Source organism: Thioclava sp. FR2 (genome assembly GCF_051200875.1).
Classification (GTDB): domain Bacteria; phylum Pseudomonadota; class Alphaproteobacteria; order Rhodobacterales; family Rhodobacteraceae; genus Pseudotabrizicola.
This window is the reverse complement of the sequence record NZ_CP195191.1, coordinates 801,313-816,506: the sequence shown is the minus strand read 5'-3', so window position 1 is coordinate 816,506 and position 15,194 is coordinate 801,313. Positions and strand designations below refer to the sequence as shown.

Below are 15,194 nucleotides of genomic sequence, written 5' to 3'. Positions count from 1 at the left end.
CGTGAGGTCAGAGCGCCGTCCAGCCCCCATCGACAGAAATCGTGGTTCCCGTAATCTGTGCCGCTGCGTCCGAGGATAGGAACACGGCCGTTCCGCCAATCTGTTCTACCGTCGCAAACTGTCGGCTGGGTTGACGGGTCAACATCACTTCGCGGATCACCGTGTCCCGATCCATGTTATGGACCTTCATCTGGTCAGGGATCTGCGCCTCCACCAGCGGTGTCAGCACATATCCGGGACAGATCGCGTTTGCGGTGATCCCTTGTCCTGCAACTTCAAGCGCCGTGACCTTGGTCAGGCCAACGACCCCATGCTTTGCCGCCACATAGGCCGACTTGAACGGTGATGCAGTCAACCCATGCGCCGAGGCTACGTTGATCACCCTGCCCCAGCCTTTTGCCTTCATGCCTGGCAAAGCCGCGGCAGTAGTATGAAAGGCAGAGGACAAATTGATCGCAAGGATAGCGTCCCACTTATCTACCGGAAATTCGTCGATACCGGCGACGTGCTGAATGCCAGCGTTGTTTACCAGAATATCGCATCCACCCGACTTTTCGATCAGCGCGCGGCACGCCTCGCCATTCGACATGTCGGCCTGAATATACCGGGCCTGAACGCCGAATTCTTTTCCAATAGAGGCGGCAAGTTCGTGATCTTCGGGCCTATCCGAGAAACTGTTCAGAATCACGGTTGCCCCTGCGCGCGCCAATTCGCGGGCCACACCCAAACCGATTCCACTGTTCGACCCAGTTACGACAGCGGTCTTGCCCTTAAGTTGCATGCGGTCCCCCATTGCTGCGATTGCAAGAAGATTTGCATGCTGCAAACGCAAATTCCATGCGGAAAGCGGTCGAAAGCGCCAAAAAAAAACGCCGGCACAAGGCCGGCGTTCAGTTATTGAGGCAGGTTTCATACAGGCAAGAAACCTATCGAGCAGTGAGTCCTATATACGCCCGCCAATCGGGATGGCCAAGTTAAAAGTTTGAAATGTCTTGAAAGCCCTCGTAGTCTTCGCACCAATAAACAAAGGGCACGAAGGATAGTTGCCGAAATGAAACATCATATTTTCCAGAATGCCACACGGCTGGGCGTGGTTCTGAGCCTCACGCTTTTGGGGTCTGCTGCCTTTGCGCAGTCGGCTGCGGACCCGCAGCATGGCATAGCTATGTATGGCGAACCTGCCCTGCCCCCGGATTTTGTGTCTCTGCCTCAGGTAAACCCTGATGCGCCGAAAGGCGGAAAGATCGTTTTTGGCGAATCGGGCAGTTTCGATTCGATGAACCCTTTCATCCTCAAAGGGCGTGCGCCTGCGGGTCTTTCCGGTCTGACTGTCGAAACGCTTATGGGGCGAAATTATGATGAACCCTTTGCGCTTTACGGTCTTTTGGCCGAATCGATTGCCACCGATGATGCGCGCACTTTTGTCGAATTCACTCTGCGTGAGACCGCCAAATTTTCCGATGGAAGTCCGGTGACCGTCGAAGATGTAAAGTGGTCATTTGAAACGCTTGGCACGCTTGGAAACCCGCGCTACCACGGCGCTTGGAAAAAAATTGGCGGGATGGAACAAACCGGACCCAGGTCGGTGAAGTTTACATTTAATACCGAAGATCGCGAATTGCCCCTCATCCTTGGGCTGCGCCCGATCTTGCAGAAGGCGCAATGGCAAGGAAAGGCATTCGACGAATCCTCGCTTGAAGCCCCAATAGGTTCCGGTCCGTATATCGTCGACAGTTTCGAGGCCGGAAAATACGTCAGCTACAAGAAGAACCCGAACTGGTGGGGGGCTGATCTTCCGTTCAATCGTGGGCAGCACAATTTTGATGAGGTCCGCTATGATTATTTCGGAGACGGCGGTGTCGTCTTTGAGGCGTTCAAAGGCGGGTTGATCTCTAGCTGGCGCGAAACGAATCCTGCAAAGTGGGAAAGCGTCTACGATTGGCCGGAAATTGCTTCAGGCGACGTTGTCAAATCCGTCATTCCGCACAAGCGCCCATCAGGGATCGAAGGCTTTGTCATGAACACCCGCAAGCCGATTTTCCAAGATTGGCGAGTGCGTGAGGCCTTAATCATGGCCTTCGACTTCAACCTCGTGAACCAGACGCTCAACGGCGGCGCTAACCCGCGCATCCCATCCTATTTTGGAAACTCGCCCTTGGGTTTCACTCCGGGGAAACCTGCCGAAGGTGCTGTCCTTGCCTTGTTGGAACCGTTCAAGGCTGATCTCCTGCCAGGTACGATCGAAGGCTATGCCGTGCCCGCAGGTGACGGTGGAACGTCAAACCGTCAAACCATGCGAGCCGCAACGGCGTTGTTGGAAGAGGCCGGTTGGACCGTTCAGGATGGCGTTTTGAAAAATGCCGCGGGCGAGCCATTCACCTTTGAAATTGTATTGGTGAACGGGGCGAATGATATGATCTCTACGGCTGAGATCTATGTCGAAGGATTGAAACGCCTTGGCATTCAGGCCCGTGTCCAGACGGTTGATGACGCGCAATACAAAGAGCGCACTAACGCCTACAACTTCGACATGACCCATTACATCCGTTCGCTGTCCCTTTCTCCAGGGAATGAACAAATGCTGTACTGGGGTTCAGCCGGTGTGGCAGAGCCGGGGACACGCAACTGGATGGGTGTCAATTCACCTGCTGCAGAAGCGATGATCACAGCAATGCTCAACGCCCCGGATCAGGATGGCTTTATTGCCGCAACACAGGCATTGGACCGTATCCTAACGGCGGGTAGATATGTCGTGCCGTTGTGGTATTCTGACGTCTCACGGTTGGCGCATCGGAAAGAACTCAAATATCCCGAGCGTCTGCCTCTCTATGGCGACTGGCTGGGCTTCCAGCCAGAAGTCTGGTGGTACGAGCAGTAAGGAACAGGCAAGAAAATGCGAAACATGATCATGGTCGCGGCTTTGGCCGTTACGACATTGGTTGCCGGATGCGCGACGGTTGATGGTATCGGCCGCGATATCTCTGGCGGTGCGAACCGGGTGAACAACTGGATCAACTAAAAGACGTGATCGAGTTCAGAGCAAAAGGCCGCCCTTGGGGGCGGCCTTTTATCTTGATGCTGCTGATAACGGATGACCAAGATCTGGCAATCTGCCAATTTTCCCGACTCGTTAAATCTTAAAATGACCAGCCGCGGCAGGCCCTTTCAGCCTCCAGGACAGACACAGGCTCGGCCCTAAGTGTATGATTCGAAATCAAATCGCTCGTCGAGGAAAGAACGTTTTCGGAACGATCCGGTCGTGCCGCAGTCAAGTTGTTCGAGTATTCAGAGAGGACCAAATGCCCTACAATTTCGAAGAAGGATGCTGACTTCATAGCCATCGGCCGTACCTGTATTCTAAATTGCGAAAAGTTTTCCAAACACCTAACCGTCTACAACCCTATGTTGCACTGCGCATTCCTTTTTCGTCAATCTATCCCGATGGATTGAAAGTGAAGTCAGAAGGTATGCCAACGACAAGAAAGCCTTAGAAACTTAGTAAGCCCAGCTTCACTTGGACTGTGTTGGGCCTACCGACTGGCTATCGAAAAAGACATCTTCTTTGCGGCGGGTTCAATTCGGCCCAGCTAAGCTTTGGTTGAACGACGACTGCCGAGCAATATGGCTGTCTTCTTTCGACTTGTTGCTGTCCAGTCGTGAGCAGATCATTTGAAAGGATGCCCTTGTGGAGCTAAAGCCAATCTTGATGTGAACTCATCCTTCCCTTCTGGCTTTCTACTACCAACGGATGGAGATTGTCTGACTTTAGTTGGGGGAAGGCTTAATGTTAGCCAAAGGTCTGGAAAACTCTATCCCGACGGGAAGATTGCCCTGATCAGGAAAGAGAGGTGACCCATAGGATCGTCGCGTCTTCCTCTGACAAACTGACGACGTTATGGCCCATGCTGGCGTCGTAATAGGCGCTATCACCGCGCCGCAGTTCGACCGGCTCATAAAATTCGGTGTAAAGCCGGATTACACCCGTCAGTACAAAGAGAAACTCTTCCCCATCGTGTCGAACCCAACCATCGAACTCTTCAAACCGCCGCGCGCGGATACGAGCCCGATAGGGAAGCATTTGCTTCTTTGTCAGCGCCCCAGCCAGAAGCTCATGTTCATATGTCGCTGTGGCATGGCTTTGCCCGTCCCCAGACTTGGTCACCGCCATGCGCCCAGAGACTTGCGCCTTACTTGGCGGGGTAAAAAGTTGCGGGACCGAGATTGATAGCCCCTCGGCCAATTTCTTCAGGGCTTCATAGGTTGGGCTCATTTGCCCATTTTCAATCTTCGACAGCGTTGAACGCGCAAGCCCCGCCTGATTTGCCGCCTGTTCCAGCGTCCACCCGCGTTCCTTGCGCAAAGCGCGGACCCGTTCGGCCAGATTGACTGGCTCCACATGTGCCGACTCTCCGGTTTCACGGGCTATGCGGATCAGGGATTTGGGGTCATTTGCGCTCATTATCGTGACTTATCCAAAGCTGCTTCACCTTGCAACGGAAAGGGCATCGTCCTATCCCGTGCAGATGGTCTCTATTATCGACAATCGCCCCGGTCCAAAGGTTCCCAACCCGTTCAACATGGCCGAACATGTTTTGCGGGCCAGCACATTACGTCACCCCGATAAGACGGCCCTGCAAATCGTCAGGCCAACCGGAGCAGAACGGTGGAGTTACGCGCGCCTCCTCTCAGCAGTGCAGGGCTGTGCGGCAGGATTGGTGAAATTGGGTCTGGCTCCAGGGGATCGCATCCTTATGCGTCTCGGCAATCAGGTCGAATTTCCGATCCTGTTCTTGGGTGCCCTCGCTGCCGGAATGGTGCCAATTGCTACGTCTTCGCAATTGACCAAGGCCGAAATCACACCGATGGCAAATCGGGTAAGCCCAAAGCTGATCGTCGTCGCTGACGGTATCTCTTTGCCAGACCACCCCGCACCCGTAATTTCTGATTTGGAAATCCGTGCAATGGAACGGCTGGAGCCAGCAGAGTTTCATCAGGGTGATCCGGACAGGCCGGGCTACATCATCTTTACCTCTGGCACTTCTGGTACACCGATGGCTGTGGTTCATGCTCATCGTGCCATCCTTGCGCGTCAGATGATGCATCAAGGCTGGGAAGGCTTGGGCGAAAGCGACCGCTTGCTTCACGCAGGGGCTTTCAACTGGACCTATACGCTGGGCACCGGGTTGATGGACCCGTGGACGGTTGGAGCGACAGCGCTCATTCCGGGGGCTGGTGTCGACCCTGGTCAACTTCCCCTGCTGCTGAAACGCTTTGATGCCACAATCTTTGCCGCTGCCCCTGGTGTCTATCGGCAAATGCTCAAAGCGCAGTTGCCCGCTTTGCCACGTCTGCGACACGGGCTTTCTGCCGGCGAAAAGATGTCCGATGAAACGAGAACAGCTTGGCAAGCGGCAACTGAAACGCCCATTTGCGAAGCGCTTGGCATGTCAGAAGTATCGACCTTCATCTCGGCGGCCCCAGATCGGCCAGCGCCTGCGGGAAGCACGGGTTTTCCGCAACCGGGACGTAGGATCGCTGCCCTGGACGATGCTTTCAACCCCGTCCCTTGGGGCGAAGCAGGCCAATTGGCGGTTGATCGAACCGATGCGGGCCTCATGCTGGGCTACCTAGATGCGCCACAAACAACGGCAGATCGCTTCCACGGTGAGTGGTTTCTGACGGGTGATACGGTTTCGATCTCTGAACAGGGGGCCGTCACCTATCTGGGTCGATCAGATGACCAGATGAACGCAGGCGGATATCGCGTTTCACCGGCCGAAGTGGAAGCGGCGATGGCGAAATGCCCTGGTGTCACCGAAGCCGCAGTCGCCGAAGTCGAAGTTAAACCCAGAGTAACGATCATCGTGTGCTTCTACACTGGTCCGGACGTGGTAGACGAAGAAAGCCTAAAGGCGCATGCAGCCGCTCATCTAGCGCGTTACAAACAGCCGCGTGCATTCAAGCGTCTTGACGCCCTGCCCCGGAATGGAAATTCGAAATTGAACCGCCGCGCCCTTCGACAGATGGGCCTTGAAAGCTCTGTGCCATGATAAAGCTTGATATTCTTTCTGATCCGATTTGCCCGTGGTGCTACATCGGCAAGACCAATCTGGATCGTGCGCTGGAACAGCATCCCGAACACCCGTTTGAGATCGAGTGGCATCCGTTCCAACTGAACCCGGACATGCCCAAATCGGGGATGGATCGCAGGGCTTACCTTGAGGCGAAGTTTGGCGGAAAAGAAGGCGCGGTCCGCGCCTACAGGCAAGTCGAACAGGCAGCCGAAGCCGCTGGTTTGCAGATTGATTTCGCAACCGTTCCTCGGGTTCCGAATACCTTGGACGCGCATCGCCTGATTCATTGGGCCGGGCTAGAGGGCCGCCAGAACGCGGTCGTCACGGCTCTCTTCAAGGCCTATTGGCGCGAAGGTCGCGATATTGGCGAAGTGGCCACGCTGCTGGATATTGCCAAGGATTGTGGGTTGGATGTGGCTATGACCGAGCGGCTATTGTCGACGGATGCCGATGCCGAAGACATCATGGCAAGAGATCATCACGCCCGTGCCCGTGGAGTCTCCGGCGTTCCCTGCTTTGTCATTGCGAACCAATATGTCGTTTCTGGTGCGCAGCCGCCGCAAGTTTGGGCGCAGATCATTCCAGAATTACAGGCCGCTCAATCCGCTAACACGTCTGATCCGAGCAACTGATACAGGCGCGCTTTCCAATAGTTCTCCACCACGGCATGCGCTAACGGGTGGGCGAAAGGAATTTCTATGACGAGACCGACACAGCCCTTGGGGCAGGTCGAGTTCATCGCGCTGATCGCGATGCTCTTTGCCACCATCGCCTTTTCCATAGATGCGATGCTGCCCGCCCTGCCCCGAATAGCTGCGGACTTGTCACCCGATGCGCCAAATCGGGCCCAGCTGATTATCACCAGCTTTGTTATGGGTATGGGTCTGGGAACCTTCGTGGCCGGACCTCTTTCAGACAGTTTTGGGCGCCGCACGGTAATCGTCGCCGGGGCTATTCTTTATTGTGGCGCCGCGCTTGCTGCTTGGGCTGCGCCAAGCCTTGAAACGGTGTTGGCCGCCCGGCTGTTGCAAGGTGTGGGCGCTGCCGGACCACGGGTCGTTTCGCTTGCGCTCGTGCGCGATCTCTACAGGGGCCGTGACATGGCCCGGATCGTCAGTTTCGCCATGATGATCTTTACGCTTGTCCCGGCAGTTGCGCCCGCATTGGGACAAGTCATCATTTCTGGATTTGGCTGGCGCGCGGTTTTCCTGACCTTTGTCGTGTTTTCCTCAATCAGCATTTTCTGGGTTCTCACCCGGCAACCTGAAACTCTCCCCCCTGAAAACCGCCGTCCGTTCACGGCGAAAGGGCTTTGGTCCGCCTTGGTCGAGGTTCTAGGCCATCGTGTCATTCAGTTGTCCATTGCGGCGCAGACCATGGCCTTTGCAGCCCTGTTTGCAACGCTGTCGTCGACGCAGCCGATCTTTGATGTGACCTTTGACCGTGCCGACAGCTTCCCCATGTATTTTGCGGCGATCGCCATTCTGGCCGGCAGCGCCAGCTTCTTGAATGCAAGGCTGGTGCTGCGGGTCGGGATGCGAAAACTGGTCTTGGTCACGTTTGCGGTTCAGATCCTGTTGTCGGGTGCCTCAACCTTCCTTCACGGGCTGCACGCCCTTCCCTCGGGTCTCGTCTTCCCAGCCTATTTCATCTGGACCGTCGGCGTTTTCTTCATGGTGGGGATGACGCTTGGCAACCTCAATGCACTGGCGCTTGAGCCTGTCGGGCATATTGCCGGCATGGCAGCTTCTGTGATGGGTTCGGTGGCGACTGTGGCTTCGGTTATCTTGGCAATTCCCGTTGGCCTGATGTTCGACGGCTCGCCCGTTCCGCTGATGGCCTCGGTCACGGTCTTTGCCGGGATTGGCTATATGATCATGCGCAGGCTTGCTCCTGCGCCTTCATCGCCCTTGTGAAAGCATCGGGTGAGGCATAGCCATAGCGCCGGGCGATCACTCCCACTCGTCCGCCCGCATCCAATTCCGCGCGGGCGCGTTCCATCCGGAAGCGGCGCAGATATGTGGCTGGCGCTTCCCCAAGAACTTCTGTGAACCGCGCCATAAAGGCCGATCGAGACATCCCGGCCAGCTCTGCCATAGCCTCTACTTTCCAAGGCTTTGATGGTTGTTCATGAAGTGCGACCAGAACGCGTGCCAATCTGGGATCTGCCAGACCAGCAAGGACACCAGAACTGACGGTTTGCTCTTCAATCGCTTGCCGCATCAGATGCACCACAAACGTCTGCACATAGCCTTTCAGCAGATGATCCGCCCCACAGCGTGGCGCCTCTGCCTCGGCCACCGAAAGGGCGATGACAGGATAAAGGACATGCGCCTCTGTGACGGTCATACCCGTCATGCCTTGCCACAGCCTGTCCCCCGCCGGCCCCCAGGACAGCCGCGCGGAAAACACAGACTGCCCGCGCAGATATGGCCCCACATAAAACCCACCATCCTTAACTCGGGCGATGTGCAGGTTGGGTCGATCTACCGCCAGGCCAGCCGCTTCAACCGACATGCCAGGCAAAAGGGCTGCAAGACGATCAAGAGGCATAGATTGGACCTTTGGGCGGAGAAATAGGATCAATTGCTGCAAATAATTTCATAGGACGGGTGGGTAGACAAGAGAAATACGGAGAATACCATGCCATTTCCGCGCCAGCCTGTCCCTGATCTGTCCCTGCCACTGGTCAACGGCGGCACCTTCACCCTTTCCAACGAAACCTCTGCACGAGGGGTGGTGCTTTGCTTTTACAGAGGCTTCCATTGCCCGATCTGCGCCACCTATCTGAAAGAGCTTGAACGTCTGACCCCCGAATTCGCCAAGCGTGGTGTGGCGACGGTTGCCATTTCATCGGACGGAGAAGAACGCGCCAAAGCGATGGCCGAAAAGATTGGCGCAAGCGACCTGCGTATGGCCTATGATCTAAGTCTTGCAGCCGCGCGGGACTGGGGTTTGTTCATCTCGACCTCTCGCGGCAAGACCTCGATCGGGATCGAAGAACCTGCCCTATTTTCAGAACCGGGCCTGTTCTTGGTCAATCCCGACCAAACACTCTACTACCAAAGCATTCAGACGATGCCCTTCGTGCGTCCGCATTTCAACGAACTGCTCGGTGCAATCGACTTTGCAATCGAGAAGTCCTATCCGGCACGCGGCGAGTATAGCGGTCCGGTCTAACCCTTTGGCCTGACGACCTTCTCTGCCAGATCCCGCGCAATGGCGAATGCCCCCTTGATCCGGTCGGCATCGGTTTTCAGGTCAACAGCAATGACAATTTTGTTGCCCTGAACCTTTGCCGCTGGACCCTGCGCCTTGATGAACTCGACCAACCCTGCGGGGTTGGCGAATTTATCATTGTGGAATTGGATCGTTGCGCCCTTTGGCCCTGCGTCAATCCGGCTGATTCCGGCTCGCTTCGCCATTGCCTTGATCCGAACAATCAGCATCAGCGTGTTGACTTCCTTCGGCAGTGGCCCAAACCGGTCAATCAGCTCTGCGGCAAAGCCTTCCAACTCGACTTTTGTTTGTAGGCTTGAGAGGCGGCGATAAAGCCCCAAGCGGACATCAAGATCCACCACATAATCCTCGGGGATCATCACTGGCAGGCCAAGATTCAGCTGTGGCGACCACTGGTCATCAATCGCGGCAAGACCGTTGATTTCGCCCGACTTGATCTTGGCGATCGTCTCTTCCAGCATCTGCTGGTACAACTCGTAGCCAACTTCTTTGATGTGGCCAGATTGTTCCTCACCCAACAGATTACCCGCGCCACGCAGGTCTAGGTCGTGGCTGGCAAGGTTAAAGCCCGCCCCAAGGCTATCAAGACTGCCAAGAAGTTTCAGTCGCTTTTGCGCCTGTGGGGTCAGCGGCGTGCGCGGCTTCGTGGTCAGATAGCAATAGGCGCGGGTCTTGGACCGCCCGACCCTGCCGCGAATCTGGTAAAGCTGACTTAGGCCGAACATATCGGCCCGGTGCACGATCATGGTGTTTGCCGTGGGAATATCCAGGCCAGATTCCACAATGGTCGTGGCAAGCAAGACGTCATACTTGCCGTCATAGAACTGGTTCATACGGTCATCCAGATCACCTGCCGCCAATTGCCCATGGGCGATGACGTAACTCACTTCCGGCACATGGGTTTTCAGGAAATCTTCGATCTCTGGCAGGTCGCTGATGCGCGGAACAACGAAAAAGGATTGTCCGCCCCGGAAGCGCTCTCGCAGCAGCGACTCACGCAGCGTCACCGTATCGAATTCCGAAATATAAGTGCGGATCGCTAGACGGTCCACCGGCGGGGTCGCGATGATCGACAGATCGCGTACCCCTGTCAGCGACAGCTGCAGGGTGCGCGGAATCGGCGTCGCGGTCAGCGTCAGAACATGGATTTCTGACCGCATTTCCTTCAGCCGTTCTTTATGTGCCACGCCGAAATGCTGTTCCTCATCAATGACCATCAGGCCAAGGCTTTTGAACTTCACGCCTTTGGCCAGCAAGGCGTGGGTGCCGACCACAATATCGACCTCCCCTGACGCCATTTTTTCCCGCGTGTCATTCGCCTCTTTGGTCGACACAAAGCGTGAAAGCTGCCGGACTGAAATCGGGAAACCCCGGAACCGTTCGGTAAAGCTGCGGTAATGCTGACGGGCCAGCAGCGTGGTCGGACAAATCACCGCCACCTGCATGCCGGAAAGCGCCGCGACGAAGGCCGCGCGCATTGCCACCTCTGTCTTGCCAAAACCCACATCGCCCACGACCAAGCGGTCCATTGGGCTGCCTTTTTCAAGGTCCGTCACGACATCGGCAATCGCCGCCAACTGGTCATCGGTTTCCTGATAGGGGAAACGGGCGGCAAAGGCCTCCCACAAGGAATGTGGCGCCTCAAGGATTGGCGCGTGACGCAGCGCACGCTCGGCTGCAATCCGCATCAGCCGATCGGCGATTTCCTTGATGCGTTCCTTAAGCTTGGCCTTCTTGGCCTGCCAAGCCCCGCCGCCCAAACGGTCAAGCAGGCCTTCTTCATGGCCATAGCGGCTAAGTAGTTCGATATTCTCGACCGGCAGGTACAGCTTCGCCCCTTCGGCATATTCCAGCGCCACACAGGCATGGGGTGCACCTAAGGCTGTGATCGTTTCCAACCCAAGATAGCGGCCAACGCCATGTTCGACGTGGACCACCAGATCACCCGGCGCCAGTGTATCAACCTCGCGCAGGAAGTTTTCGGCTTTACGCTTCTTCCGTGGTTTTCCAACCAGTCGGTCGCCCAGAACATCCTGTTCCGAAATGACACATAGCCCTGGTGCGACAAACCCCGCCTCCAGCGCCCAGACGATCAGAAACAAACCACCTTTCCCATCGGGAACATCGCGAAAATCTTTTATGGTTTGGCAACCAGTTACACCGTTATCTTCAAGTAAACCCTGAAGTCTCTCCCGCGCACCTTCCGACCAACAGGCAACAACGACCTGTCGATCCTTGAGTTGTTCCTTAAGATGGTCGGCCAAGGCACCGAAAAGACTTACATTTTCAATCTGCCTTTCGGGGGCGAAATTTCGTCCCAGCCGCCCCCCGGCATCCAAGACGCCCGGCCCCGGGCTTTGCGGGTTCGGTGAAAACTGGATCAGCCTATGTCCCTCGGTTGCCTTCTCCCATGCTGCGTCATCAAGATACAGCAGATGCGGCTCGGCTGGCTTATATACAGAGTCGAGACGCCCTTTGGCCATCATGGCTTCGCGGCGCGCATCATACCCGTCTTCAATCCCTTCCCAACGGCTCAGACGCGACGGTGTCACCTGATCGTCCAGCATCACTGCGGCTTTCGGCAAGTAATCGAACAGGGTTTCCAGCCGATCATGGAAGAAGCCCAGCCAATGCTCCATCCCTTGATGCTTGCGGCCCGCGCTTACGGCCTCGTAAAGCGGATCATCAGACCCACCTGCCCCGAATTCCACACGGTATGTCTGGCGGAATCGGGTGATGCTCGCTTCGTCCAGAATGACTTCGGATACGGGCGAGAGATCAAAGCTCTTCAGTTTCTCAACCGTCCGCTGAGTTTCGGGGTCAAAACGCCGCAAACCATCCAGCGTGTCACCAAAGAAATCCAACCGGACCGGGCCACTTTGGCCGGGCGGGAATATGTCGATGATCCCACCACGCACCGCAAAGTCGCCGGCTTCGGCCACAGTCGATACCGGAGAAAAGCCCATCCGCGCCAGAAAGTCTTTCAGTGCAACTTCATCGACCCGGTCGCCCACATTGGCCGAGAAACTCGATTTGGCGACGGTATCGCGGGCGGGCAGCTTTTGCGTGGCGGCATTTACAGTGGTCAGCAGGACAAAGGCACCAGGAACACCGGCTGCCAGAATCGCCAACGTGGCCATCCGTCGTGCCGAAATTTCCGGATTTGGCGAGACACGGTCATAGGGCAGACAGTCCCAAGCTGGAAAGTCCAGCACCACTGCCTGCGGCCCCATGATAGAAAGCGCCGCTCGCATCGCTTCCATGCGCTTGTCATCGCGTGCGATGTGGATAACGGGCTGGCCTTTATCAAGTTCTTTCAGCAGCAGTCGGGCATCAAAGCCTTCTGGCGCGCCGCCAAGCAGAATTCGGGCAGGAGAGGATGTCTTGTTCATGGGCCTTACCTATCCGCGTGCGGACCGCAGTCAAGATTGACCGATCAGCCCCATCCGCCGGCAGACATGTTCTGATACATCCCGAAAAGGGAGGTTACGAAAATTGCCACCATCCCGACGAACTGGACCGCCATTCGGTGCCGCATCAAGACGGTGATCAATCCGGCTTCCTGTGGCTGTTCCTGCTCGATCCGATAGGCCGTCCGCAAGGACATCCAGCCCACCAGAACCATAGGGGCCAGTAACAGGAACGTCGCTTGGGCGAACTCTACGCCCTGCCAAAAGGCCAGAATGCCCAAGGTTGTCAGAAGAAAACTGGTAAAGGCGATGATCCAGATACCTGCACTGCGTGAAATATAAAGCAAACGGGCAGCATTGATCCGGCTGATATCCTGCAAATCCTGCATCGCCTGCCCGCCATTGCGGCGCGCGCGGGTGATCATGTCAAAGGGAACACCCATGATCCAGTGGCTGGAGCTCGACCATAGGACAGCAAGGCCGATCCAGTACCACAGGTTCGAGAACGACCTCATGTCGATCAGGACAAAGATCAGTTCATACCAATCCACTTGTTCTTCCCTCTCCAAGGCATGCCCGGACTTGGCACCCGCGCCTTTCGATGGCAGACAGGACAAAAAGCTGCAAGCCCAATAGCCCGCGAGACTGTTCCGATGCGCCCAACCGTTGCCCCAACGCCCACCTCCCGCTTTCGTCGCCTCCGCCGGACCCCGGCGCTTCGGGCCTTGGCGCAGGAAAATACCCTGTCGGTCAATGACCTGATCTGGCCTGTCTTTGTGCGTGATGGCGCGGGCATACGGGAGCCGGTGGTTTCCATGCCCGGGGTCGAACGCCTGTCGGTCGATCTGGTGGTCAAAGCGGCTGAAGAGGCGGCCAAGCTCGGCATACCTGCGATTTGTATCTTTCCCTACACGGACCCTGCGAAAAAAACGGAAGCCTGCGAAGAGGCGTGGAACCCGGACAATCTCGCCAACCGCGCCATTCGGGCGATCAAGGCTGAAGTGCCGCATATCGCTATCATGACCGATGTGGCGCTAGACCCCTATAATGCGAATGGGCATGACGGTTTGGTTCGTGATGGCATCATCTTGAACGATGAAACCATTGAAGCCCTGGTGAAGATGAGCCTTGTTCAGGCCGACTGCGGGGCTGATATTCTGGGGCCCTCGGATATGATGGATGGACGCATCGGCGCGATGCGTGCGGCCCTAGAGGCAGCGGGCCACAAGGATGTGGCGATCATGTCCTATTCCGCGAAATACGCGAGTGCATTCTACGGCCCTTTCCGCGATGCGGTCGGAGCCAGCGGCGCTCTGAAGGGCGACAAGAAAACCTACCAGATGAACCCTGCCAACAGCGATGAGGCCGTGCGTCTGATCGAGCGCGATCTGATGGAAGGCGCTGATATGGTGATGGTCAAACCGGGGATGCCCTATCTCGATATCTGCCATCGGGTGAAGTCGACCTTCGGTGCGCCGACCTACGCCTATCAGGTGTCGGGTGAATATGCGATGATAAAGGCTGCCGCCCAGAACGGCTGGATTGACGGCGAAAAAACCATGCTTGAAAGCCTGATGGCCTTTCGCCGGGCGGGATGTGACGGGGTTCTGACCTATTTCGCCCCCGAGGTTGCGCGGCTTTTGCAGGCCGGATACCGCTAGACCCGGTCCTGCAAAAGGTTGCCGACCGAGGAAAGTATGGATGACAGGCTGGCAAGGAAGGTCTAATCTTGTCGCCAGGAATGGGCCGCAAGAGCCCCGGTCGCAAAGCGGCCGAGAGATCAATGAGGAACAGAGCATGACAAGCTTTTCAAGGCGTGGATTTCTAGTGGCAACGGGGGCAAGCAGTGTGCTGGCGGCCTGTGGTAACGGCATCGGGTCGAATGGTGGCGCCCAGATTGATGCCCGTGTCGATGCGACGCGGGACTACCTTTTCAACTCTTATCCGGGGACACGCGATCTTGCGAACCAGGCCGCGGGCGTCCTTTACATGCCCTTGGTAACCGAAGCCGGCTTTGGTGTTGGTGGGGCTTATGGTCGGGGGGCGTTGCGTGTGGGGGGCGTGACGGTTGATTATTATTCGGCCGCAAAGGCGACCATCGGATTGCAGATCGGGGCGCAGCAATATGCCCATGCCCTGTTCTTCATGACCGAGGCCGCATTGGGCCAGTTCCGCCGGTCGCCCGGTTGGGCGGCGGGGGCGGATGTTCGCTATGCGACCCCGCAACAGGGGGCGAGCCTTGGCAAGGAGACCACCGAATTGGAGCCTGTGATTGCGCTGGTCTTTGGTCAGCAGGGTCTGATTGCCGGGGCAACGGTTGCGGGAACGAAATATACGCGCATCATTCCCTGATCCGCTTCGTCCGTATGGAAATCAAGAGCGTCCCCGACGGGGACGCTTTTTAATTTGTGGAAAATCAAGGGATTGGATGGGGACGTTAACCAATTTTTAACAGATGTCCCTGAATCCG

The 15,194-nt window shown here is 56.5% G+C and carries 13 protein-coding genes; 8 read left to right on the top strand and 5 right to left on the bottom strand.

Annotation, left to right across the window (positions count from 1 at the left end; all coding sequences use genetic code 11):
• Positions 1 to 7 precede the first annotated feature (7 nt).
• The gene (locus ACSBLW_RS03910; protein WP_435258928.1) at positions 8 to 781 is read right to left on the bottom strand and encodes a 3-hydroxybutyrate dehydrogenase; all 774 of its coding nucleotides are present in this window, start codon (positions 779 to 781) and stop codon (positions 8 to 10) included.
• 270 nt (positions 782 to 1,051) lie between these two features.
• Between ACSBLW_RS03910 and ACSBLW_RS03905 the strand changes: the two genes are divergently transcribed.
• Both ACSBLW_RS03905 and ACSBLW_RS03900 read left to right on the top strand, forming a co-directional pair.
• Positions 1,052 to 2,878 (top strand): extracellular solute-binding protein, encoded by a 1,827-nt coding sequence (locus ACSBLW_RS03905; protein ID WP_435258927.1) that lies wholly within the window; start codon positions 1,052 to 1,054, stop codon positions 2,876 to 2,878.
• 15 nt (positions 2,879 to 2,893) lie between these two features.
• Positions 2,894 to 3,019, top strand: a complete 126-nt coding sequence (locus ACSBLW_RS03900) for an entericidin EcnA/B family protein (RefSeq protein WP_435258926.1) — start codon at positions 2,894 to 2,896, stop codon at positions 3,017 to 3,019.
• Between the two features lie 816 nt (positions 3,020 to 3,835).
• Here the strand turns inward: ACSBLW_RS03900 and ACSBLW_RS03895 are convergent.
• Positions 3,836 to 4,459 carry a helix-turn-helix domain-containing protein gene (locus tag ACSBLW_RS03895; protein WP_435258925.1) on the bottom strand — a complete coding sequence of 208 codons (624 nt, stop codon included), beginning with the start codon at positions 4,457 to 4,459 and terminating at the stop codon, positions 3,836 to 3,838.
• A gap of 64 nt (positions 4,460 to 4,523) precedes the next feature.
• On the opposite strand from ACSBLW_RS03895, the gene ACSBLW_RS03890 reads away from it, so the two are divergent.
• The 3 genes from ACSBLW_RS03890 (at position 4,524) to ACSBLW_RS03880 (ending at position 7,990) form a co-directional block, all read left to right on the top strand.
• The gene (locus tag ACSBLW_RS03890; RefSeq protein WP_435258924.1) at positions 4,524 to 6,050 is read left to right on the top strand and encodes a class I adenylate-forming enzyme family protein; all 1,527 of its coding nucleotides are present in this window, start codon (positions 4,524 to 4,526) and stop codon (positions 6,048 to 6,050) included.
• A complete protein-coding gene (locus tag ACSBLW_RS03885; protein ID WP_435258923.1) occupies positions 6,047 to 6,706 on the top strand; it encodes a DsbA family oxidoreductase in 660 nt (219 codons plus the stop codon). The genes ACSBLW_RS03890 and ACSBLW_RS03885 overlap by 4 nt, the downstream gene beginning before the upstream one ends.
• A gap of 66 nt (positions 6,707 to 6,772) precedes the next feature.
• The gene (locus tag ACSBLW_RS03880; RefSeq protein ID WP_435258922.1) at positions 6,773 to 7,990 is read left to right on the top strand and encodes a multidrug effflux MFS transporter; all 1,218 of its coding nucleotides are present in this window, start codon (positions 6,773 to 6,775) and stop codon (positions 7,988 to 7,990) included.
• Here ACSBLW_RS03880 and ACSBLW_RS03875 read toward each other — a convergent pair.
• Positions 7,950 to 8,591, bottom strand: a complete 642-nt coding sequence (locus tag ACSBLW_RS03875; RefSeq protein ID WP_435258921.1) for a helix-turn-helix transcriptional regulator — start codon at positions 8,589 to 8,591, stop codon at positions 7,950 to 7,952. The genes ACSBLW_RS03880 and ACSBLW_RS03875 overlap by 41 nt on opposite strands.
• 126 nt (positions 8,592 to 8,717) lie before the next feature.
• On the opposite strand from ACSBLW_RS03875, the gene ACSBLW_RS03870 reads away from it, so the two are divergent.
• Positions 8,718 to 9,254: a peroxiredoxin-like family protein gene (locus ACSBLW_RS03870; protein WP_435258920.1), complete on the top strand. Its 537-nt coding sequence runs from the start codon at positions 8,718 to 8,720 to the stop codon at positions 9,252 to 9,254.
• On the opposite strand, the gene mfd is transcribed toward ACSBLW_RS03870, so the two are convergent.
• Positions 9,251 to 12,706, bottom strand: a complete 3,456-nt coding sequence (gene mfd, locus ACSBLW_RS03865; RefSeq protein WP_435258919.1) for a transcription-repair coupling factor — start codon at positions 12,704 to 12,706, stop codon at positions 9,251 to 9,253. The two genes, ACSBLW_RS03870 and mfd, sit on opposite strands and share 4 nt — an antisense overlap.
• A 44-nt stretch (positions 12,707 to 12,750) precedes the next feature.
• Positions 12,751 to 13,275: a component of SufBCD complex gene (locus tag ACSBLW_RS03860; protein WP_435258918.1), complete on the bottom strand. Its 525-nt coding sequence runs from the start codon at positions 13,273 to 13,275 to the stop codon at positions 12,751 to 12,753.
• A gap of 102 nt (positions 13,276 to 13,377) precedes the next feature.
• Between ACSBLW_RS03860 and hemB the strand changes: the two genes are divergently transcribed.
• Together hemB and ACSBLW_RS03850 are read left to right on the top strand one after the other, a co-directional pair.
• On the top strand, positions 13,378 to 14,385 hold the full coding sequence (gene hemB / locus ACSBLW_RS03855; RefSeq protein ID WP_435258917.1) for a porphobilinogen synthase: 1,008 nt from the start codon (positions 13,378 to 13,380) through the stop codon (positions 14,383 to 14,385).
• Between the two features lie 136 nt (positions 14,386 to 14,521).
• A complete protein-coding gene (locus ACSBLW_RS03850; RefSeq protein ID WP_435258916.1) occupies positions 14,522 to 15,076 on the top strand; it encodes a YSC84-related protein in 555 nt (184 codons plus the stop codon).
• Positions 15,077 to 15,194: the final 118 nt, after the last annotated feature.